Below are 21,828 nucleotides of genomic sequence, written 5' to 3' on the forward strand. Positions count from 1 at the left end.
AAAAAACGAGCGAGGAGAGGCGAGCTTCCAGCGCGGTGTTCGTGCTTTCTCCTCTCTCTTTTCTGTTTTTTTCCCTTTCCCCCACCCCCTCCGCCTCCCCCCCCCCCCCCCCCCCCCCCCCCCCCGACGTGGGACAGCTCACCGGTGGGGCGCTGCCGCAGGAGGGGGATGGCATGCCGCACCGCACCGTCCGCGGAACGCGCTCAGTGCTCGCGCGGCGCGGGCACCACGCGTTCCACCTCGGGATGGACGGTGAGGAGCTGCCGCATGGCTGCCTCGGCCGCGGCGCCGTCACCGCCCGCGAGGGCGTCGAGGATCCGGGCATGGTGCGCCAGCGAGGCTTCGTTCGGCCGCTCACAGCCGGCGACCGGACCGCCCGAGACCTGCAGCGCGGCGGAGACGATCCCGGAGAGGTGCTCCAGCATCCGGTTGCCGGACACCTGGATGAGCAGGGCATGGAACTCGGAGTCGGCACGGGCGAACGTCAGCGCGTCGCCCTGTCCCATCGCGTGCCCCATGATCTCCACCATGTCGGACAGGCGCTGCTGGACGTCCTCCCGCCCGTGACCGGCCGCCAGGCGGGCGGCAAGCGGCTCGATCGTCCAGCGCAGCTCGCTGAGCTCACGTCGCTGGTCGTCCCGCTGCGGCCCGAAGGCCCGCCACTCGATGATGTCCGGATCGAGGAGGTTCCAGTCGCTGACGGGGCGCACGCGCGTGCCGACGTTCGGCCGGGCGCTGACCAGGCCCTTGGCCTCCAGGACACGGAGCGACTCGCGGACGACGGTGCGGGAGACCTCGAAGCGCTGGCCGATCTCCTCCGGCACCAGCGGGCGGTCGGCGCCCAGATCCCCGGAAACGATCATCTGTCCCAACTGCTGGACGAGCTGGCCGTGCAGCCCGCGTCCGCGGCTGCCCGTGGCGCGTCGGCCCACACGGCCGAGCTCCGAGTCCGCGCCGTCCCAGGCAGGGACCCCGACGCGGCCGGCGGGAGGCACCTCCCCGTAGGGGTAGCGGTCGAGTTCGCCCGGGCTCGCGAGGCCGGAGTCTGCGGAGCGGGCGGCGGTCATCATGGTGTGCGCAAGGGTACTCACGCATCCTTTCTCGGCGCCGCTCCCAACTCCCTTGAGGTCTTTGGTGAAAAGCACACGAAAGGGTGATCGCTCACCCCGTCGCAATTGACGCCTTATCGGAAAGAAGTGTGCTTTTTGCAGGGAGTTGTAGGCATGGGCGGGCCAATACGTTCATGGCCGGTCGTCATCGGACTCTGCTCCGCAGGCCGGTGAGCAGATACGCGCAGAGCAGCACCGCCAGCGACAACGCCAGTGCTCCGCCCACGGGTTGGGCGATCAGACGCAGCACCGCATCCAGATGGCGCTCTCCCCCGAAGGGCCACCGGAGCGGCGCCCCCTCGCGCGGCCGCTCCGAGAACAGGACCGGGGTGCGCACCGAGGGCCCTCGCAGCACCTTGTGCACGAGGGGTACGACGAGGAGGGGCACGGCGACGACCGCGGCGACCCCGGCGGTGGTGGACCGGAAGACCCCCGCGGCCAGAACGCCGGCACAGGCGCACCCGATCACCAGGCCGAGCCATCCCGCACTCAACGGGAGCCAGTCGGCGGGGACGTCGACGACCTCCCGTCCGTAGACGAGGTAGAGCAGCTCGGCATCGCACCCGATGGTCAGGACCGCCAGCACCGCCGCGGCGCCCGAGGCGACGAGGAGTTTCGCGGTCAGCAGTCCCAGCCGCCGGGGGACGGTGCCGCGGTCCGCCGCCAGCGCGGGGTGCCGGAACTCGTCACCGAAGGCCAGCGCGCCGAGCAGTCCTGCCCCGAGGGCCGCCGGCGGCAGCGGCAGTTCCCTCGGCCAGGCGGCCAGCAGGCGCGGCTGCGGGGTGTGCCCGACGCGGGCCAGCAGTACGGCGGTGAGTGCGGACACCAGGAGCACACCGGCACCGACGAGAAACCCCGTGCCGACACCGGTGGCACGGCGGATCTCGTAGAGGACGGGGCGCAGGGGCCGGGGCGCGGGACGTACGGAGATGGGTGACGGCAGGCCGTCCCCGGCACGAAGGGCGCGGTCGGCGTGGAGCGTGCGGCGGCCGGCCCGGCGCGAGCCGTGTCCGGGGGCCGGCGGGGTCTCCCCGGTGCCGGCTTCCTCCGGCGCGGTCCGGTCGCCGGGCGCGGACGCGAGGGAGGCTTCACCGGCTGGGACGGTGGCAGGTGGCGGCTGCGCTTCGCCCGTCCCGGGCCCCGGTGCGTCCGCGGCCGCCCGCTCGACCGCCCCGGCACCGGGCCCCATATCACCCAGTTCGTCAGCCAGTTGGTGTACGACGATGCCATGGCGGAACGCTGTCTCACCGATGTCCGCGCAGGTACTGCCGTAGACGCAGAGGCGGTTGCCGCCCTCGCGCACGACTTCGACGGACCGCTGTGCCGCACGCGCCTCCTGCGCGAGCAGCACGCAAAGGCGTGCGGCGTGCGGGCTGCGGACGGCGACCCGGGGGCGCAGCCGGGTGCGTGAGAACACCCGGGCCTCCTGGTCGGCGACGAGCCTTCCCCGTTCCAGCGTGACCACGTGGTCCGCGATCCGTGCGGCCTCCTTAGGATCCGCCGTCGTGCACAGCACCGTGCCGCCCTGGGCCGCGTGCGCCCGGAGCAGGCCGTGCAGCCAGCGCTTCTCTCCGACGGAGAGTCCCCGCGCGGGGTCATCCAGCACGAGTGTGTGCGGGTCCGGCAGCAGTGCGCAGGCCAGCCCCAGGCGGCGGTCCATGCCGCGCGACAGCGTGCCGAGGCGTTCGCCCTGCAGGCTCACGAGCCCCACCGCTTCGAGGACTTCGTCGGCACGGCGGCCCGGGAGGCCCGAGGCGGCGCAGAGCATGCGCAGATGTCCGCGTACGGTGCGCGCGGGGTGGCCCGGTACATCACCCAGCAGTACGCCCACTTCACGGGCCGGCTGGGGGATGCGGTGCAGGGGGCGGCCTCTGAAGTAGGTGATACCGCGGCCGCGTTGGAGTTCGAGCATGAGCCCGAGCGCCGCCGTCTTGCCGGCTCCCGGTGCTCCGAGCAACGCGGTGACGCGGCCCGCGTGCGCCTCGAAGGAGACGTCGTCGACGGCGGGCGGGAGCTCCTTGCGAGGGCTGCTGGTCAGTCCGATGGCCTGGATCACCCAATGCAAGATAGCGCGCCATATCGGGTTTTTCGGGCATCGCGCGGCCTTCGCCGCGGAGGGCGATGTACCCGCTGCCGGGCCCGCGCGCCGGCCGGCCCCGGGTCAGACTTCGGGGCGCAGCATCGGGGGGTTGAGCAAGGTGGCTCCACCCGCCCGGAAGAGCTGTGCGGGACGACCACCCTGCCGGGTCGTCGTACCTCCGGTGGGGACCAGGAAGCCGGGCGTGCCCGTCACCTTGCGGTGGAAGTTGCGCGGATCGAGCGCCACACCCCAGACCGCCTCGTAGACCCGGCGCAACTCGCCGACGGTGAACTCGGGTGGGCAGAAGGCCGTCGCCAGCGAGGAGTACTCGATCTTGGAACGTGCGCGCTCCACCCCGTCCGACAGGATCTGGGCATGGTCGAAGGCGAGCGGTGCCGCCGGCTCACCGTCCCTGTCGTAGCCACCCCGCTGCAACAGTTCCTCGACGGGCGCCCAGCGAGCGTTGCTGGCGTCACCGCCGGCCCGGGGCGCGGGCAGGTCGGGGGCCAGGGCGAGGTGCGCGACGCTGACGACACGCATCCGGGGGTCGCGTGCGGGGGCGCCGTAGGTGGCGAGCTGCTCCAGGTGAGCGCCGTTGTCCTGGGCGGGGACGGCCGGATCGTGCACCCGCAGCCCCGTTTCCTCGGCCAGTTCCCGGGCAGCCGCCTGTGCCAGATCCTCGTCGGCCCGTACGAAGCCGCCGGGGAGGGCCCAGCGCCCCTGGAACGGCGGTTCGCCCCTGCGTACCGCCAACGCACACAGCGAATGGTGGCGCACGGTCAGCACGACCAGGTCCACGGTGACAGCGAAGGGCGGAAAGGCTGACGGGTCGTAGGACATGCGGCGATCATAGTCGTCTGCCTGACGATAAACACTCCCTTCGCCGGTTGCACCGACGGCTGATCCCCTACGGTCCCGGACACCCCCGCCCCGACCCGGCAGCCTCGTCCGTGCGCTTCCCGTCCGCCCGGCACTGCCGCGTCCCGGCAGGTCACACCCCTCGTCGCAGCCCGCCGTCCGCCTCTTCGGCCGTGGCGGGACCGAACCGCACGACCCGCACGGCGAAGGGGCGCCCGCGTCGCGCAGTCCCGTGAGAACGATCGCGCCGCAGCGGAGTGCTGCGCACCGGTCGCAGTGTGACCGGCCCGGCAGGGATGTCGGGGAGGATTCCGGCAAGGGCGGTCAGCCGCAGGACCGCGGCGGCCGCGGGGCACCAGGCCGCGCAGGGTGCCGGAGCGGAGCGGCTCCCGGTCACACCCCGTGGCTCCGCGCGCCCCGTCCGGAATGCCTCCCCCTTCCGGTCGCGGTCGCCATGTCTCATTCCCGCCCGTCACCACCCTGACGACCGGTCCGAGCGCCTCCCCTCGGGGCACCGTTGTGGCCCTCGGCGCCGGGAGCCGCCGGGCCCGGACAGGCGCCGCCGGGGCGCGTCCCCCGCTGATCCCCACCGCCCGGGCGGGTGCCCCCCGCCGTGCCTCCGCCGGGGCGTGTGCTCCCCGCCGAGGCCCGCGGACGCGGTGGCCGCCCGCCCGGCCGGGTGCCCTCCGTACGCGCCCGCCGGGGAGAAGCCGCACGACCGGCGGCCCGTGTGCGGTACCGGCGGGGCAAGGACGATGCGTCCGGACCGGGGAGGGCGGGTCCCGGGGCCAAGGGCTCGTAACCGGCCCGCTCGCTCAGGTCCGTGTCCACGGGCGGTTCGTCGGATGTCACCCGTCCACGGCTCTCACGTCCGGTTCGCAGACAGCGGCGGACCGACTCCGGGTCGAGGCCCTCGTTGCACGCCTGATGCAGCAGACGGGCGAAGAGGTAGTCGGGGTCGGCACCGAGGGCCATGGCGAACGCCTCCCTGGCCTCCAGTTCGTCACCGGTGGACCAGGCGACCCACCCCGCGAGCGTGCGGGGTGCGGCGGCGTGTTCGCCGTACGGTCCGACACAGCGGCGGGCCAGCGCTCGCCACAGACGGAGGGCCGGGCCCGCCGAGGCACCCTCCATCCACTCGGCCGCGCGGTCGCGGGTCGTGCGGTCCTGCAGACCGAGGATCAGCGTGGCGGCCTCGTCGTGCCCGATCAGGTCGTCGTCCCGCAGATCCGCCGGGAGCATGCCGGACGCGGGCGGGGCCCCGGCGAGGCGGCCCATGATCCGCGCGGCCAGGCTCAGCGTCTCCTCGGCCACCTCCTGGCGGCTCGCCTCGTCGAGCATCCTGGGGACCAGCGCCATGCCGGCGGCGTCCAGGGCCCTCTGCTGTTCGAGGGCGGCCGGGTTCTCCCAGGGAAGGAGCCTGGCACGCAGTTCGCGCAAGGTGCCGCGGATCTGGAGCCCGGCGTAGGTCGCGGCGGCGGCCAGCACCGAGGTGCCGGGCAAGCCCAGCGGTGTCCCCTCGGCCGGACAGCAGTCCTCGTCGTCACAGCAGTACGACCAGAAGCGGCCGCCCGAGATGCACAGGGCCTCCACGACCGGGATGTCCAGGGCACCGCACTCCAGACGGAGTGCGCGGGCGAGCGGACCCAGCCGCTCCTTGACCTGCCGCCCGGATTCGCCCCGGCCCGGCTCGTGGCAGAGGAAGACGACCATCTGTTCGGGCCGGGCGCCCCGGCGCTCGCTGCCCGTCACCAGGCCGTGGGCCAGCTGGCGGGCGGCGGAGGGCCAGTCCTCCGCGCTGCCGGGGATGCCGAGCCTGGCACGGCCGCCGAACCGGCCGCGTCCGTCCTTGCCGTGCAGGGCGACCAGCACGATGCTGTCCTCGGGGCGATAGCCGAGGAGGTAGGGCAGGGCGTCGGCGAGTTCGGCGGGGGTGTGCAGGGTGACCTGCTGTTCGCCGCCATGGCTGTCGTACGCGGTGCCGCCGGTGCCCCCCGGGTACGGTGTGCGGTCGTCCTCACAGCCGTCCGCCGTGGGGCCTGCGGACCCGGCGCGGCCCGTGGACCGGTCCTGCGGCGCAGGGCCGGCGTGCTGGTGCCCGTCAGGCCGCGGGATGTCACTGTTTCCGGGGGTTCCGGTCGTCTCGTTGTGATTCGTCATGGCAAGACGATCTCGCGGATCGCAGTATTCCGGTTCGCCCTGTGGATAAGTGGAATCAGGGGCATGTCACCCACCCCGGTCGGAGCAGACGTCGTGCCCGGGCCTCACAACGCACCCGACCGGATGTCGGTGCCGTCCTGTTGTATGGGACCCATGGAGCACACGAGCAACGCGGATCTCCGGGCGGCCGCCGACGCGGTCCTCGCCCGTCTCGTCGGGGACGCCTCGGGCGATTCCCGACTGCGCGAGGACCAGTGGCGGGCGATCGAGGCGCTGGTCGCCGACAAGCGCCGGGCCCTGGTGGTCCAGCGCACGGGCTGGGGCAAGTCCGCCGTCTACTTCGTGGCCACGTCGCTGCTGCGGGCGCGGGGCAGCGGCCCCACGGTGATCGTCTCCCCACTCCTGGCACTCATGCGCAACCAGGTGGAGGCAGCGGCCAGAGCCGGCATCCGCGCCCGGACCATCAACTCCTCCAACAGCGAGGAGTGGGACTCCGTCCAGGCGGAGATCGCCGCAGGTGACGTGGACGTGCTGCTGGTGAGTCCGGAGCGGCTGAACAATCCTGACTTCCGCGACCAGGTCCTGCCCAGGCTCTCCGCCGCAACCGGGCTCCTCGTGGTCGACGAGGCGCACTGCATCTCCGACTGGGGCCACGACTTCCGCCCGGACTACCGCCGCCTGCGCACCATGCTCGCCGACCTCCCTGACGGTGTACCCGTACTCGCCACCACCGCCACCGCAAACGCGCGCGTCACCGCCGACGTGGCGGAGCAGCTTGGTACGGGTGGCTCGTCGGACGCGCTGGTGCTGCGGGGTCCGCTGGACCGGGAGAGCCTGAGCCTGAGCGTGCTGCCCCTGCCGGACGCCGCTCACCGGATGGCCTGGCTCGCCGACCGTCTGAACGAGCTCCCGGGCTCGGGGATCATCTACACACTGACCGTGGCGGCCGCCGAGGAGGTCACCGCCTTCCTGCGGCAGCGCGGTCACACCGTCGCCTCCTACACCGGCCGGACGGAGAACGCCGACCGGCAGCAGGCGGAGGAGGACCTGCTCGCCAACAAGGTGAAGGCACTCGTCGCCACCTCCGCGCTGGGCATGGGCTTCGACAAACCGGACCTGGGATTCGTGGTCCATCTCGGTTCACCGTCCTCCCCCATCTCCTATTACCAGCAGGTGGGCCGCGCCGGCCGCGGTGTCCGGCATGCCGAGGTACTGCTCCTGCCCGGGAAGGAGGACGAGGCCATCTGGCAGTACTTCGCGTCACTCGCCTTCCCCTCGGAGGATCTGGTACGCCGTACGCTCGACGTCCTCGCCCGTGCGGAGCGGCCCATGTCGCTGCCGGCTCTCGAGCCGCTGGTGGAGCTGCGCCGCTCCCGGCTGGAAACCATGCTCAAGGTGCTCGACGTGGACGGGGCGGTGAAGCGGGTCAAGGGCGGCTGGATCGCCACCGGGCAGCCGTGGGCGTACGACGCCGAGCGGTACGCGTGGGTGGCACGCCAGCGCAAGGCCGAACAGCAGGCGATGCGCGAGTACGCGGCGACCACGGACTGTCGCATGGAGTTCCTGCAGCGCCAGTTGGACGACGAGGGCGCCAAGCCCTGCGGCCGCTGCGACAACTGCGCGGGCGCCCGCTACACCGCCGAGGCCTCCCCCGTCGCGCTCGAGGCCGCCCGCGTGGACCTCGGCCGTGCGGGCGTCGAGGTGGAGCCCCGGCGGATGTGGCCCACCGGGCTCCCGGCGATCGGCATGGAGCTCAAGGGCCGTATCCCTGCCGGGGAGCAGGCCGCTCGGGGGCGCGCGCTGGGGCGTCTGTCGGACATCGGCTGGGGCAACCGGCTGCGGCCGATGCTCGCGGCCCAGGCGCCGGACGGGCCGGTGCCGGACGATGTCGCCAAGGCGGTGGTGGGCGTGCTGGCCGACTGGGCCAAAGGCCCCGGCGGCTGGACCTCGGGGGCGACCGACGCCCAGGCACGGCCGGTGGGTGTGGTGACCCTCGCCTCCCGCACCCGGCCCCAGCTGATCCACTCGCTGGGTGAACGCATCGCGGAGATCGGCAGGCTGCCGCTGCTGGGGTCGGTGGCCTGCACGGGAGAGGCGCACCCCGCCCCCCGGAGCAACAGCGCCCAGCGCCTCAGGGCCCTGGACGGAGCGCTCACCGTGCCGCCCGACCTGGCGGCCGCGCTCGCGCGGACACAGGGGCCCGTGCTCCTCGTCGACGACTACACGGAGACGGGCTGGACCCTCGCGGTCGCAGCGCGCCTCCTGCGGCGGGCCGGTGCACAGGGCGTACTGCCGCTGGTGCTGGCCGTACAGGGCTGATGGTTCGCCCCACCCCGCGGGTGGGGATATTAGCCGTGGAACACCCGATACCGGTCCGCTGCCCCAATTGCTCGTTGCCGCATCCCAGTTCGACAGGAAGAATTGAAGTCCGCACCCGCACGGCTCGCCCGCCGATCAGGTAAGGCTCCGTTGCGTGCGCGCTCCCCGAATCCGACCCCGCCCGCAGTCCGGGCGTAGCCGAAGGGAGGACCGTGACCTTCGGATTCGCTCCGTCCTCGGCGGCATCGCTGTCGACGTCCGCCGCTTCCGCCACCCGTGTGCTCGAGCCCGCGGAATGGGCCGCCGCGGGAATCCCGCTGCTGCGCAGTCCGCGCGAGGTCGTCAGCGGACTGTACGCCCGGCACCGTCCCGGTCCGGCGACCGCGGTCGTCGCCGTGCTCGACCCGGACGAGCGTCTGCGGGCGAGTGCCTCGTTCACCCGGCGCACCTCCGCCGCTGACGGCTGGATGCTGCGCAACGTGCTGCTGGCCCAGCTGCGCCGGGTCATCCCGCACGACCTGCGGCGCCGCACACCGGTGCGTACCGCTGTGCTGCTCTACTGCCGTGACGGCGACGCCCGTTGGACGGAGGAGGACGGCGCGTGGATGTGGGGGCTACGGGACGCCTGCACCTTGCACGGACTGCGCTGCGGGGCATACATCACCCTGACCCGCGACGGCTGGCAGGTTCTCGGTGAGGGCCGTGGTGGCCGCCACCCCAGTGCCGGCTCGGCGCCGGAGCCGTTCGCCCTGTCCGAGGCACCGCCCCGAATACCGCGCACCGGTGGTGCCGCGTCGGACGTGCTGCGCCGCGCGGCGGCACGCTGACGTCACGCGGATACCGTCCCCGTCCCGATAGCCGGACCCGCCCGGTCGTGCGGGCCGGGTCGCGAAACGGCGCGGCGCCGGACCCGGCCCCGGCCCCCGACACGAAGGCATGCACGCACCGGCCCTCCCGGCCGCGGGCCCGCCGGGCGGACGCCGCGGCGTTCACGTCGCCCACCAGGGGGAGGCCGACTGCCGTGGTGCCCGGTCAGACGGCAGCGCTCAGCACCGAGTTGATCCGCTGCGGGTCGCCGCAGACGATCAACAGGGCGCCGGCCCGGGCGTGCGCCACCGACAGTGCCGAGGTGGCGGCGGATTCGGGACCACCGTTGACGGCGACCACGACGACGGGCCGTGCTCCGGCACGGTCCGCGACCTGGACGTCCGTGTAGAAGACATCGTCACCGGCGTCGTGCTGGGCCCAGTAGGAGGCTTCGCCGAAGGACAGTTCGTGGGTGGCCCACGGGTGTGGCTCACCAGTGGTGACGACCAGCACGTCGCCAGGGGCGCGGCCCGAGTCCAGCAACAGGTCCACGGCCTCCTCGGCGGCGTCGAGCGCCCCCTGTGCCGAGGCCGGGATCAACTGGATCTGCGGGGCGGCCGCAACGGGTGCGGGCTTGGCCGCGGGTGCGGGTTTGGCCGCGGGTGCCGCATCACGCGGCGCCGGCGGCGCGGGCCGCGGGGGGCCGGGACGCGACGGAGCCGCGGAGCGGGGACCGGGTACGGGGCGGGGGGCCGGCGCGGTGCGGCCGCTGGGCGGCGTGGCGCGGGGACCCTGGGCACTCTCGTGAATCTGAGGCTCCTCGGGAAGGAGAGGCATGAGCTGATTTTTATCAAACGTTGGCACGGGACGTGCCGCCGGGTGGCACATGAGTGCGAGTGGCCTGTCAGAAGTCGAAGCCGAGCTGGCCCTCGATCTGCGGAACGCGCCCGTCCGCCCAGCTGCGGACCTTCTTGAGATGCCGCCACTGGGGCAGCGCATCAAGATACGCCCACGACAACCGGTGGTACGGGGTGGGGCCCCGGACCTCCAGTGCGGCCTTGTGCACGGGCGACGGATACCCGGCGTTGTCCGCGAAACCGAAGTCTGCATGGTCGATGCCCAGTTCGGCCATCATTTTGTCGCGCTGGACCTTGGCGATCACCGAGGCCGCCGCGACCGCCACGCACGACTGGTCGCCCTTGATGACGGTTCGGACCTGCCAGGGCGACCCGAGGTAGTCGTGCTTGCCGTCGAGGATCACCGCGTCGGGCCGGACCGGCAGCGCCTCCAGCGCGCGCATCGCCGCCAGCCGCAGCGCGGCGGTCATCCCCAGCTCGTCGATCTCCTCGGGCGACGCGTGCCCCAGGGCGTGCGACGTCACCCAGGTTCGCAGCGTCTCGGCGAGTTCGGTGCGCCGCTTGACGGTGAGGAGTTTGGAGTCGGTGAGACCCTGCGGGGGCCGGCGCAGTCCGGTGATCGCCGCGCAGACGGTGACGGGGCCGGCCCAAGCGCCGCGCCCCACCTCGTCGACACCTGCGACGATCTTCGCCCCGGTCGTGGCGCGAAGTGAGCGCTCGACGGTGTGAGTAGGTGGTTCGTACGGCATGGCGCCCTTAGCGTACGCCGCCCCGAACGGCGTGCGACACCCCGGGCCCCGAGTGGCCCCCGCGTCGCCCCCGCATCCTGATCACGGGCCGCGTCACGATCCGCTGTGCCGCAGCAGCGGAAGCATCAGCTGATCGATCATCTCCTCCAGATCGATGTCCGCCAGTTCACTGCCGCACATCTTCGACCGGTACATCATCATCGCCGGGACGGCGTCGAAGACATAGCCGTTCGCCGCGTCGGCACGCACTTCTCCCCGCTCGATTCCGCGCTCGATCACCTCGCGCAGCATTCTGATGGTCGGTTCCACGACCCCGCCGAAGATGACGGCGTGGAAGCGCTCGGCCTGCGTGCTGTCACATTCGTAAATCACCGAGCGCACCGCGAACCCGGAGGGCGAGAACATGGCGTCGCGGGCTCGCCGGCACAGGTCCAGCAGATCCTCGCGCACACTTCCCAGATCCGGTACGGCGTCGAATCGCGGCAGCCCTTCCCTCAGGGCGTCCGCGACCAGATCCTCCTTGGACGGCCAGCGCCGGTAGACGGCGGCCTTCCCGGTCTGGGCGGCGGCGGCGACGCCCTCCATCGTCAGGCCGCTCCAGCCGACCGTACTGAGCTGCTCCAGGGCGGCATCGAGGATCGCGCGTTCCAGCACGGCGCCGCGGCGACGGGAAGCGGCTGTCTGAGCGTGAGCTGCCGCCCAGCTCGAAGTAACCATCTGACTCTCTCCAACGAGCGGTGAAAGCGGGCATTCGGGGATGAACCGCGTGCCACGCGGCGACCGAGGGGGACGCGCCGAGCGACAAACGCCTTAATGAACGCTTGCGTTCACTGTCAAGGACTCCTAGCCTTGACGCAGCAGTGAACGCGAGCGTTCACTGACGCACTCGTGGGGGACCCATAGTGACAACCTCTCCGTTGATTCAGAAACAGAAGCCAGGTGCGGCGCGCCGGCAGGGACATCCCGGCATCGCGCTCACCGTCATCGCGGCCTGCCAACTCATGGTGGTACTCGACGCGACGATTGTGAATATCGCGCTGCCGCACATTCAGAACGCTCTCCACTTCAGCACCACCGAACTCACCTGGGTGGTCAGCGCCTACACGCTGACTTTCGGCGGCCTGCTGCTGCTCGGCGGCCGCGCGGGCGACATCCTCGGCCGCCGCCGCGTCTTCATGAGCGGCATCCTGCTGTTCACCCTCGCCTCGCTGCTCGGCGGCTTCGCCCAGGAGCCGTGGCAGCTGCTGGCCGCACGCGTACTGCAGGGTGTGGGCGGTGCGATCGCGTCTCCGACCTCGCTGGCACTCATCACCACCACGTTCCCGGAAGGACCCGAGCGCAATCGGGCCTTCGGCGTCTTCGCGGCGGTCTCCGCGGGCGGTGGCGCCATCGGCCTGCTCGCCGGCGGCATGCTGACCGAGTGGCTCGACTGGCGATGGGTGCTCTTCGTCAACGTGCCGATCGGTCTGCTGATCGCCGTCCTCACCCCGATGTACATCAATGAGTCCGAGCGGCACACCGGCCGCTTCGACATCGCGGGTGCCGTGACCTCGACCGCCGGTATGGCCTCCCTCGTCTACGGCTTCATCCGCGCCGCGGAGGAAGGCTGGCGGGACGGTCTGACCATCGGCTCCTTCACCGCCGCCGTGATCCTCCTGGTCGCTTTCGCGCTGATCGAGTCCCGGGCCAAGGAACCGATCACCCCACTGCGGATGTTCACCGACCGCAACCGCGCCGGCACGTACGTGATCATGCTCAGTCTGGCCGCCGCGATGTTCGGCATGTTCTTCTACATCGTCCTCTTCGTGCAGAACGTCCTCGGGTACACCCCGATCGAGGCCGGTCTCGCCTTCCTGCCGGTGACGGTCGTGATCGCGCTCGGGGCGGGTCTGTCGCAGCGGTTCCTCCCCGTGTTCGGCCCCAAGCCGTTCATGCTCGTCGGTTCGGCGCTCGCCGCGGCCGGCCTGGCCTGGCAGACGCTGATCAGTTCCGACAGCTCCTACGTCACCGGCATCCTGGGCCCGATGCTGATCTTCGGCTTCGGCATGGGTCTGAACTTCGTGACGCTGACCCTCACCGCCGTCTCCGGGGTCGCCCAGCACGAGGCAGGTGCGGCGTCCGGGCTCCTCAACGCCACCCAGCAGGTGGGTGGGTCGGTGGGCCTGGCTCTTCTGACCACGGTGTTCGGCACGGCGAGCAGGGACGAGGCGGAGAAGCAGGTCCCGGGCTTCCTCGCCGAAGGAAGCGCCGAGCAGAAGACGGAGTTCGCCCAGACGCAGCAACTGCCCGCTCCCTGGGGACACGAGGTGCTCGCGCAGGGCATCTCCACGGCCTTCATACCGGCTGCCGCGATGGCCGTACTCGCCCTGGCCACCGCGTGGTTCGTCATCCGGGTCCGCAAGAGCGACCTGGAGGCGCTGTCCGGCTCGGCCGGACCCGGTATGGGCTGACCCGGAATCGCCGCGGGTTCGGCCCGGCGGCTCTCCGACCGACGTCACGGGGGTCGGCCGGGGAGCGCCGGGCCGACCCGCGCGACGCGGCATCACGGCCCCCAGGACAAGCAGAGCGACAGGGCACGCAGTCATGATCACCACAGCCGCCCCCTCCCCGACGCGACGGCGCCCCGCCCGGCCACCCGCGGGTGTCGGGCCTCATGCCCCACACCGCGGATGTCCCGACAACGAGCGGCCGGTCACGGAGAGTTCCCGAGGTCTACAGAGAGTTCCGAACCCGGGGTCTCAGACCGAAGTCGGCACCCAGTCCGGCAGTGGTTCGACCCGGTCGGCCCACTCGGCGGGGACCGCCCCGGCCTTCCCTGCGGCGATCACCCCGCCGACGATCGCACAGGTCGTGTCGACGTCTCCGCCCACCTGCGCGGTCGTCCAGAAGGCCCGCTCGTAATCGCCCAGGGACCGGGCGGCCGACCAGAGCGCGAAGGGCACGGTGTCATGTGCCGTCGTACGCCGCCCGCAGCCGAGCACGGCCGCGACGGTCGCGGCGTCACCGTAGTCGAGCATGTCGCGGGCCCGCCGCAGTCCCGCGCCGACCGCGCTCCTCGCGGGCACCAGCTCGATCACCCCCTCGATGAGGGCCCCCGCGCCGGGCGGCCCACCGGGGGCGGCGGCAAGGGCGGCGGCCGCGGCAACCGCCATGGCGCCGACCACGGCCTCACGATGCTGATGAGTGGGGTAGGCGGAGATCTCGGCCTGGTGGGTGGCCTGCTCCGGGTCGTCCGCGTACCAGGCGCCCAGCGGTGCGATCCGCATGGCGGCGCCGTTGCCCCACGACCCCTGCCCGTTGAAGAGACCGGCGGCGAGCTCACGCCAGTCCCCACCCTCCCGGACCAGCCGCAGCAGCCGGTTGACCGCGGGGCCGTATCCCCGGTCGAAGTCGTGGTGCCCGGCGAAGGACTGGGCGAGGGCGTCCTGGTCGATCCGGTGGTGCGCGGCGACGACGGCGACGACGGAACACGCCATCTCCGTGTCATCGGTCCACTGCCAGGGACCCGGGGGCAGCTCTCGGCGTTTGAGCAGCGGGTAGTTCACCGGCACGAAGAACTGGGAGCCGAGCGCGTCACCCACCGAAAGTCCGCGCAGGGAGGCCAGGGCGCGCTCCAGGCGCCCGGCGGGAGAGGAATCAGCGGTCATCGCCCTGCCACTCTATCCGTGCCCCCGTCTATCCGGTGATCCCGTACGGTTCCGGTTCGCGCCAGCGTTCGAAGGGCCGGTCGAGGGTGTACTTGCCGTTCTCCCCCAGAACGAGCATCCGCATCGCGGCGTTCCCCGGGTTCGACAGCGACTCGAACTCCGCCACCGTCCAGTGGAACCACCGCATGCAGAACAGCCGCATGGCCAGGCCGTGGGTGACGATGAGGACGTTCGGCGGATGATCGGGGGCCTCGAAGCTGCGGAACAGGCTCTCCAGGAAGCCGCCGACCCGGTCGTAGACGTCGGCCCCCGATTCCCCCTGGGCGAAGCGGTAGAAGAAGTGCCCGTAGGCGTCCCGGTACGCCTTCTGCAGACGTACGTCCTCACGGTCCTGCCAGTTGCCCCAGTCCTGCTCGCGCAGTCTCGGCTCCTCACGGACACGTATCAGCCCCGGGTCGATTCCAAAGGCGCTCAGCGTCTGGTGCGTCCGGCGGTACGGGGAGACGTAGACGCTGACGCGCTCGTGGCCGAACAGTTTCCGCAGCCGCTCCCCCGTCTCCTCCGCCTGCCGTCTGCCCCGCTCGGTCAGAGCCAGGGCGTGGTCGGGTTCGCGCTCGTAAACGGAGTCGTCAACATTGCCCGTTGATTCGCCGTGCCGGACAAGGACGATGCGCCGTGGTCGTGCCATGCCAAGACCCTAGATCGGGTGACGGTCCGACGGGCAATCGTGCGGGCCCCATACGGCGTACATCACACAGGTCCCGCGCCGGGGACCGCACAGAAGCGCCCTCTTCCGCGCCCGGAACTCACACCGTCCAGGTCGCCTCCATGTCCACGACGTCCCCCGCGAGGGCCGCGATGTCGGCCTCCGTCTGCGCCCGCAGAGCCAGTCTCTCCACCCGCTCGGTGCGGTACTTGCCGTGCTCGGCGGCCGAGCGCCACATCGACAGCACCAGGAACTCGTTCCCGGGCGCCTCGCCGAACAGCCCCCGGACCATGCCGGGCGAGCCGGCCATCGCCGGATTCCAGACCTTCTCCTGCATCAGAACGAAGTGCTCCGCCCGCTCCTGGTGGGTCCGGCACAGCGCCACCCTGAGCAGGTCCGCGTCGGTGAAGCGCGGCTCGAACCCGGTCTTCACGTCGAAACGGTGGTCGAAGAGTCTGACCTGGGCGTCCTTGAAGGTCCCCGACTGGGTCGAGGCGAGCCGGTCGTGGGAGCGCGCCATGAAGGAGTCGTAGAAGGCACGGCTCTCCCAGAAGGAGAAGACGTGCGCCACGTCCGACCGCCCCCGGCTCCACCCCCCGCCCTGCCCGCGAAACCCCGGCTCCCCCAGAAGCCCCGCCCACTTCCGCTGCCCCCGCTCGAACCCGCGGCGGTCCACCACGGTGCAGCGAATCCACTTGACCAGCACCGCGCCATCGTAAGGCCAGGGAGCGTGACGCCGGTCACCCTCGGGCCGACTGCTTCACGGCATCCGTCACCGTACGCGTGGCAGGATGGACAACCTGCCACGAACGTCCGGCACTTGAGGCGAGCGGACCGGACGGTCACGAGGAAGGGAAGACTGGTGAACGGTCTCAACAAGGGCTTCCGCAAGGTCGAGATCGCGCTGAAGTGGGACCCGAGTCCATCGGGTGAGCCCTCCACCGACCTGGATCTCGTCGCCGCGCCCTATCCGGCGAGCGACCCGCACGGTGATCCCGCCTATGTGGTGCACTTCGACAGTCGCTCCCCCGACGGCACCATCCTGCTCAACCGGGACAGCAAGGACGGACTGGGCTTCGGCTACGACGAGGTCATGACGCTGGAACTGGACCGGCTCGACGAGCGGTACGCGCGCGTCGTGGTCGGGGTCGTCATACAGCAGCACCACACGCGGCGGACGTTCTCCGGTGTGGGCAACCCGGGTCTGCGCATCCGCGAGGGGTACACCGTCCTGGCCGAGGACGACTTCGGAGGCGTCCTCGGGGCCACGGCGGCGACGGTCGCGGAGTTCGTCCGGGAAGGGGCGGGCCCATGGGATTTCCACCCCGGTGTCCGGGGTTTCGAGGGTGACCCGGCGACCTTTTCCCGCGTGATGGGTGCCTCACGCCGGGCGTGACACGGCGGAAGCCGGGCGCGGCGGGCAGCGGCAGCACGGCACAACGCCGAGGGCGGTGGTACCGGAACCCCGGTACCACCGCCCTCGGCGTTCACCCGCGTCCGGGCAGCGCCCGGACGCGTCAGCTGCAGCCGCTCGTGGAGCCGCAGCCCTCGCAGATGTAGCAGGAACCGGCGCGCTGCATCTTCGTACCGCAGGAGAAGCACAGCGGGGCGTCCGCCTGGATGCCCAGCTGCATCTCGACCAGCTCCGCGCTGGTGTGCGCCTCCTTCGGGGCGGGCTGGACCGCTTCGGCCTCGGCCTTCGGTGCGGCGACCGCCTTCAGTTCCTGGGCCCGCGGCGCCGACTGGGCCAGGCCCTCGACGTCGAGTTCGTCGTCGGACGGCTCGTACGAGCCGGTCTCCAGGTGCCGCTGACGCTCCTCGGCGGAGTGGATGCCGAGCGCGGAGCGCGTCTCGAAGGGCAGGAAGTCCAGCGCCAGGCGGCGGAAGATGTAGTCGACGATCGACTGCGCCATCCGCACGTCCGGGTCATCCGTCATACCGGCCGGCTCGAAGCGCATATTGGTGAACTTCGAGACGTACGTCTCCAGCGGCACGCCGTACTGGAGACCCACCGAGACGGCGATCGAGAAGGCGTCCATCATGCCCGCGAGGGTGGAGCCCTGCTTGGACATCTTCAGGAAGACCTCGCCGAGACCGTCGTCCGGGTAGGAATTGGCGGTCATGTAGCCCTCGGCGCCGCCGACGGTGAAGGAGGTGGTGATGCCGGGGCGGCCCTTCGGGAGGCGCTTGCGGACCGGGCGGTACTCGACCACCTTCTCGACCGCGGCCCGGATCGTCTCCTCGGCCTTCTCGGTGACCTCGGCCTTCTCCTTGTCCTTGGTCTTCGCGGAGAGCGGCTGGCCGACCTTGCAGTTGTCCCGGTAGATCGCGAGCGCCTTGACGCCGAGCTTCCAGGCCTCGAAGTAGATCTCCTCGACCTCCTCGACGGTCGCCGTCTCCGGCATGTTGACCGTCTTGGAGATGGCGCCGGAGATCCAGGGCTGGATGGCGGCCATCATGCGGACGTGGCCCATCGGGGAGATGGCGCGCTCGCCCATGGCGCAGTCGAACACCTCGTAGTGCTCCGGCTTCAGACCGGGGGCGTCGATCACGTTGCCGTTGTCGGCGATGTGGGCGACGACCGCCTCGATCTGCTCCTCCTGGTAGCCCAGGCGGCGCAGGGCCTGCGGGACGGTGCCGTTGACGATCTGCATCGAACCGCCGCCGACGAGCTTCTTGAACTTCACCAGCGCCAGGTCGGGCTCGACACCGGTGGTGTCGCAGGACATCGCCAGACCGATGGTGCCGGTCGGGGCGAGCACGGACGCCTGGGCGTTGCGGAAGCCGTTCTTCTCGCCGACGCGGATCACGTCCTGCCAGGCTTCGGTGGCGGCGGCCCACACCGGGGTGTCCAGGTCGTCCATGCGCACGGCCGTGCCGTTGGCGTCGGCGTGCTGCTTCATGACGCGCTTGTGGGCGTCGGCGTTGCGGGCGTAACCGTCGTACGGGCCGACGATCGCGGCGAGTTCGGCGGAGCGCCGGTACGCCGTACCGGTCATCAGGGAGGTGATGGCGCCGGCGAGGGAGCGGCCGCCGTCGGAGTCGTAGGCGTGGCCGGTCGCCATCAGCAGGGCGCCGAGGTTGGCGTAGCCGATGCCGAGCTGGCGGAACGCGCGGGTGTTCTCGCCGATCTTCTGGGTCGGGAAGTCCGCGAAGCAGATCGAGATGTCCATCGCGGTGATGACCAGCTCGACGACCTTCTGGAAGCGCTCGGCCTCGAAGGACTGGTGGCCCAGACCGTCGTCCTTGAGGAACTTCATCAGGTTCAGAGAGGCCAGGTTGCAGGACGTGTTGTCCAGGTGCATGTACTCGCTGCACGGGTTCGACGCGGTGATCCGGCCGGACTCGGGGCAGGTGTGCCAGTTGTTGATGACCCCGTCGTACTGGATACCCGGGTCGGCGCAGGCCCACGCGGCCTCTGCGATCTTGCGGAAGAGCCCCTTGGCGTCGACCTCCTCGATGACCTCGCCGGTCATCCGGGCGCGCAGCCCGAACGTGCCGCCCTCCTCGACCGCCTGCATGAACTCGTCGTTGACGCGGACCGAGTTGTTGGCGTTCTGGTACTGGACGGAGGCGATGTCGTCGCCGCCCAGGTCCATGTCGTAGCCCGCGTCGCGCAGGACGCGGATCTTCTCCTCTTCCTTGACCTTGGTCTCGATGAAGCCCTCGATGTCCGGGTGGTCCACATCGAGGACGACCATCTTGGCCGCGCGGCGGGTGGCACCACCGGACTTGATCGTTCCGGCGGAGGCGTCGGCTCCGCGCATGAAGGAGACCGGGCCGGAGGCGTTGCCGCCGGAGGAGAGCAGTTCCTTGGAGGAGCGGATCCGGGAGAGGTTCAGGCCGGCGCCGGAGCCGCCCTTGAAGATCATGCCTTCTTCCTTGTACCAGTCGAGGATCGACTCCATGGAGTCGTCGACGGACAGGATGAAGCAGGCGGAGACCTGCTGGGGCTGAGGCGTGCCCACGTTGAACCACACGGGGCTGTTGAAGCTGAAGATCTGGTGCAGGAGGGCGTACGCCAGTTCGTGCTCGAAGATCTCGGCGTCGGCGGGCGAGGCGAAGTACCTGTGGTCCTCACCGGCCTTCCGGTACGTCTTCACGATGCGGTCGATCAGCTGCCTGAGGCCGGTCTCACGCTGCGGGGTGCCCACAGCACCGCGGAAGTACTTGCTGGTGACGATGTTGACCGCGTTCACCGACCAGAAGTCGGGGAACTCCACGCCGCGCTGCTCGAAGTTGACCGAGCCGTCGCGCCAGTTGGTCATGACGACGTCACGGCGCTCCCAGGCCACCTCGTCGTAAGGGTGGACTCCCGGGGTGGTGTGGATGCGCTCGACACGCAATCCCTTGCCGGCCTTGTTGCTCTTGGCTCGGGAACTCCGTGCCGGACCGCTCGCCGTCTCTGTCATGCCGCCTCCCTGTACGGGCAAAAACGCCCTGAAGTGCCCCGATTGTTCCCGTGGCACGGTGTTCTGTCTGGTGCTGCGGGCAGCCACTCGCCTGCCCGCACCTGGTCTTCTCATCGCCGCCGCCCGGCCCGGGTCCCGCGCCCGGCGTCCGGGCCGGCCCGGCCGGTCAGCCGTCGGCGGGAGTGGGTTCGGGGACCTGGGCAGTCCCTCCGGACCCGCTGTCGTCTTCCTGGCCCTCGGGGACGGCTCCGCCGCCACCCCCGTCGCCGGCGGCGGGCCGCTCCGCCCGCCGGAGTTCCGCGATCGCTCCCTCGAAGTCCTCGAGCGAGTCGAACGCCCGATAGACGGACGCGAACCGCAGATAGGCGACGAGGTCGAGTTCCTGCAAGGGTCCGAGTATGGCCAGCCCCACGTCGTGGGTGGTCAGCTCGGCGCTCCCGGTGGCCCGCACCGCCTCCTCGACCCGCTGGCCGAGCTGGGCGAGGGCGTCCTCGGTGACCGGCCGCCCCTGACAGGCCTTGCGCACACCGTTGATGACCTTGGTGCGACTGAACGGCTCGGTGACCCCGGACCGCTTGACCACCATGAGCGAACACGTCTCCACGGTCGTGAAACGACGGGAGCAGTCCGGACACTGGCGGCGCCTGCGGATCGACGTGCCGTCGTCGGTCGTACGGCTGTCGACGACACGACTGTCGGAGTGCCTGCAGAAGGGGCAGTGCATGAACTTCCAACCCTCCTCACAGCAGACTCAATGACCTCGCTGGGCCTCACGGGCCTCACGAAGCAGCACCAGCATAGGCGATCGCGGAGGGCGCGGAGACCCGGGGGACCACAACTTCTGGGCTGCTGCCGCAATCCAACCACTAGATGTGGGGATTGGCTCATACACCCATGCTCTGCACGCGTGTCGCGCACGCACCCGGACCGGGCACCGCACCATGGGGAGAGGGGGCGCCCTCGGGGAGGAGGAGGCGCGCGACTCACAGAGAGAGCGGGGGCCGCTCCCCGCGCGGCGGGACACCCGATGGCAGACTGGGGCCGACAATCCGGGAGGTCATCGCCTCGGCGGTGAAGAATACAACGATTGGCCCGTTTGTCCGGCCGGAAGCGTGGCGACCAATACACCTCGACGAGAGATTGCGTACCGCAATTCGCGATTTTTCACTCGAACGTGTGTTTGGCGCAACCTTTCGAAAGCAACTACCGTTGTGCTGCAGGGAGACCATCGAGAGGGGCCGACGTGACCACCACCGCAGACAGTGCCGCCATCACTGCCCAGGACCGCTCCCAGGGCCGGCCCGAGCCGGTACACGCGATGAACGGAGCCACGACCCCGGAGGGGCCCAAGCGCTCCCTGCCGGGCCGACCTCCCGGGATCCGGGCGGACAGCTCCGGACTCACCGACCGCCAGCGGCGGGTGATCGAGGTCATCAGGGACTCGGTGCAGCGACGGGGCTACCCGCCGTCGATGCGCGAGATCGGCCAGGCGGTGGGCCTCTCCAGCACCTCCTCGGTCGCACATCAGCTGATGGCGCTCGAGCGCAAGGGCTTCCTGCGCCGCGACCCGCACCGCCCGCGGGCGTACGAGGTGCGCGGCTCCGACCAGGCCGCCTCCGTGCAGCCCACGGACACCGCGGGCAAGCCGGCCGCGTCCTACGTCCCGCTGGTCGGCCGTATCGCCGCCGGTGGCCCGATCCTCGCCGAGGAGTCCGTCGAGGACGTCTTCCCGCTGCCCCGGCAGCTGGTCGGCGACGGTGAGCTGTTCGTGTTGAAGGTCGTGGGCGACTCCATGATCGAAGCCGCGATCTGTGACGGGGACTGGGTCACGGTCCGCCGCCAGCCTGTCGCGGAGAACGGTGACATCGTGGCGGCGATGCTCGACGGTGAGGCGACCGTCAAGCGCTTCAAGCGCGAGGACGGCCACGTGTGGCTGCTTCCGCACAACTCGGCCTACGAGCCGATCCCCGGCGACGACGCGACCATTCTGGGCAAGGTGGTGGCCGTCCTGCGCCGCGTCTGAGCACAGCGCGGGGCCGGCCTCGACCGCCGCCTCGCCCCAGACCGGGCCCCGGGACCCCTGCGCCGGTTCCGGGGTCCTGTGCTGTCCGAGGACCCGCCGTC

At 71.1% G+C, this 21,828-nt stretch carries 17 protein-coding genes; 5 read left to right on the plus strand and 12 right to left on the minus strand.

Annotated elements, in window-relative coordinates; genetic code table 11:
• Positions 1–203 precede the first annotated feature (203 nt).
• The 4 genes from ACZ5C2_RS24000 to ACZ5C2_RS24015 form a co-directional block, all read right to left on the minus strand.
• Positions 204–1,091 carry a FadR/GntR family transcriptional regulator gene (locus tag ACZ5C2_RS24000; protein ID WP_468794432.1) on the minus strand — a complete coding sequence of 296 codons (888 nt, stop codon included), beginning with the start codon at positions 1,089–1,091 and terminating at the stop codon, positions 204–206.
• Between the two features lie 163 nt (positions 1,092–1,254).
• Positions 1,255–3,165 carry an ABC transporter ATP-binding protein gene (locus ACZ5C2_RS24005; RefSeq protein ID WP_468794434.1) on the minus strand — a complete coding sequence of 637 codons (1,911 nt, stop codon included), beginning with the start codon at positions 3,163–3,165 and terminating at the stop codon, positions 1,255–1,257.
• A gap of 105 nt (positions 3,166–3,270) precedes the next feature.
• Positions 3,271–4,029, minus strand: a complete 759-nt coding sequence (locus tag ACZ5C2_RS24010) for an NUDIX hydrolase (RefSeq protein ID WP_468794436.1) — start codon at positions 4,027–4,029, stop codon at positions 3,271–3,273.
• A 477-nt stretch (positions 4,030–4,506) separates the two neighbouring features.
• The gene (locus ACZ5C2_RS24015; RefSeq protein WP_468794438.1) at positions 4,507–6,207 is read right to left on the minus strand and encodes a DUF4192 domain-containing protein; all 1,701 of its coding nucleotides are present in this window, start codon (positions 6,205–6,207) and stop codon (positions 4,507–4,509) included.
• 153 nt (positions 6,208–6,360) lie between these two features.
• On the opposite strand from ACZ5C2_RS24015, the gene ACZ5C2_RS24020 reads away from it, so the two are divergent.
• Positions 6,361–8,526, plus strand: coding sequence for a RecQ family ATP-dependent DNA helicase (locus tag ACZ5C2_RS24020; protein WP_468794440.1), 2,166 nt, complete (start codon positions 6,361–6,363; stop codon positions 8,524–8,526).
• A gap of 212 nt (positions 8,527–8,738) precedes the next feature.
• Positions 8,739–9,353 carry a hypothetical protein gene (locus ACZ5C2_RS24025; RefSeq protein ID WP_468794442.1) on the plus strand — a complete coding sequence of 205 codons (615 nt, stop codon included), beginning with the start codon at positions 8,739–8,741 and terminating at the stop codon, positions 9,351–9,353.
• Between the two features lie 205 nt (positions 9,354–9,558).
• Here ACZ5C2_RS24025 and ACZ5C2_RS24030 read toward each other — a convergent pair whose 3' ends face one another.
• The 3 genes from ACZ5C2_RS24030 to ACZ5C2_RS24040 all read right to left on the minus strand — a co-directional run bounded on the left by ACZ5C2_RS24030 (position 9,559) and on the right by ACZ5C2_RS24040 (position 11,656).
• The gene (locus tag ACZ5C2_RS24030; protein WP_468794444.1) at positions 9,559–10,170 is read right to left on the minus strand and encodes a hypothetical protein; all 612 of its coding nucleotides are present in this window, start codon (positions 10,168–10,170) and stop codon (positions 9,559–9,561) included.
• A gap of 67 nt (positions 10,171–10,237) precedes the next feature.
• Entirely contained in the window at positions 10,238–10,939 is a 702-nt protein-coding gene (locus ACZ5C2_RS24035) for a ribonuclease HII (RefSeq protein ID WP_468794446.1), read from the minus strand.
• A 93-nt stretch (positions 10,940–11,032) separates the two neighbouring features.
• Positions 11,033–11,656: a TetR/AcrR family transcriptional regulator gene (locus ACZ5C2_RS24040; protein ID WP_468794448.1), complete on the minus strand. Its 624-nt coding sequence runs from the start codon at positions 11,654–11,656 to the stop codon at positions 11,033–11,035.
• A 185-nt stretch (positions 11,657–11,841) separates the two neighbouring features.
• Here ACZ5C2_RS24040 and ACZ5C2_RS24045 point away from each other — a divergent pair, with 185 nt between their 5' ends.
• The gene (locus ACZ5C2_RS24045; protein WP_468794450.1) at positions 11,842–13,389 is read left to right on the plus strand and encodes an MFS transporter; all 1,548 of its coding nucleotides are present in this window, start codon (positions 11,842–11,844) and stop codon (positions 13,387–13,389) included.
• A gap of 288 nt (positions 13,390–13,677) precedes the next feature.
• On the opposite strand, the gene ACZ5C2_RS24050 is transcribed toward ACZ5C2_RS24045, so the two are convergent.
• The 3 genes from ACZ5C2_RS24050 to ACZ5C2_RS24060 all read right to left on the minus strand — a co-directional run bounded on the left by ACZ5C2_RS24050 (position 13,678) and on the right by ACZ5C2_RS24060 (position 15,998).
• Positions 13,678–14,586, minus strand: a complete 909-nt coding sequence (locus ACZ5C2_RS24050; protein WP_468794452.1) for an ADP-ribosylglycohydrolase family protein — start codon at positions 14,584–14,586, stop codon at positions 13,678–13,680.
• Positions 14,587–14,614: 28 nt separating this feature from the next.
• Positions 14,615–15,274, minus strand: coding sequence for a histidine phosphatase family protein (locus ACZ5C2_RS24055; protein WP_468794454.1), 660 nt, complete (start codon positions 15,272–15,274; stop codon positions 14,615–14,617).
• A 118-nt stretch (positions 15,275–15,392) separates the two neighbouring features.
• Positions 15,393–15,998 (minus strand): YdbC family protein, encoded by a 606-nt coding sequence (locus ACZ5C2_RS24060; protein WP_468794456.1) that lies wholly within the window; start codon positions 15,996–15,998, stop codon positions 15,393–15,395.
• A 156-nt stretch (positions 15,999–16,154) separates the two neighbouring features.
• Between ACZ5C2_RS24060 and ACZ5C2_RS24065 the strand changes: the two genes are divergently transcribed.
• Positions 16,155–16,688: a TerD family protein gene (locus ACZ5C2_RS24065; protein WP_468794457.1), complete on the plus strand. Its 534-nt coding sequence runs from the start codon at positions 16,155–16,157 to the stop codon at positions 16,686–16,688.
• Positions 16,689–16,809: 121 nt separating this feature from the next.
• Here ACZ5C2_RS24065 and ACZ5C2_RS24070 read toward each other — a convergent pair whose 3' ends face one another.
• Positions 16,810–19,704 (minus strand): vitamin B12-dependent ribonucleotide reductase, encoded by a 2,895-nt coding sequence (locus ACZ5C2_RS24070; RefSeq protein WP_468794459.1) that lies wholly within the window; start codon positions 19,702–19,704, stop codon positions 16,810–16,812.
• A 166-nt stretch (positions 19,705–19,870) separates the two neighbouring features.
• Positions 19,871–20,428 (minus strand): transcriptional regulator NrdR, encoded by a 558-nt coding sequence (gene nrdR, locus ACZ5C2_RS24075; RefSeq protein WP_468794461.1) that lies wholly within the window; start codon positions 20,426–20,428, stop codon positions 19,871–19,873.
• Between the two features lie 519 nt (positions 20,429–20,947).
• Between nrdR and lexA the strand changes: the two genes are divergently transcribed.
• Complete coding sequence (lexA, locus tag ACZ5C2_RS24080; RefSeq protein WP_468794463.1) at positions 20,948–21,727, plus strand: transcriptional repressor LexA; 780 nt, start codon at positions 20,948–20,950, stop codon at positions 21,725–21,727.
• Positions 21,728–21,828: the final 101 nt, after the last annotated feature.

The sequence above is a fragment of the Streptomyces sp. NPDC031365 genome, assembly GCF_055569765.1.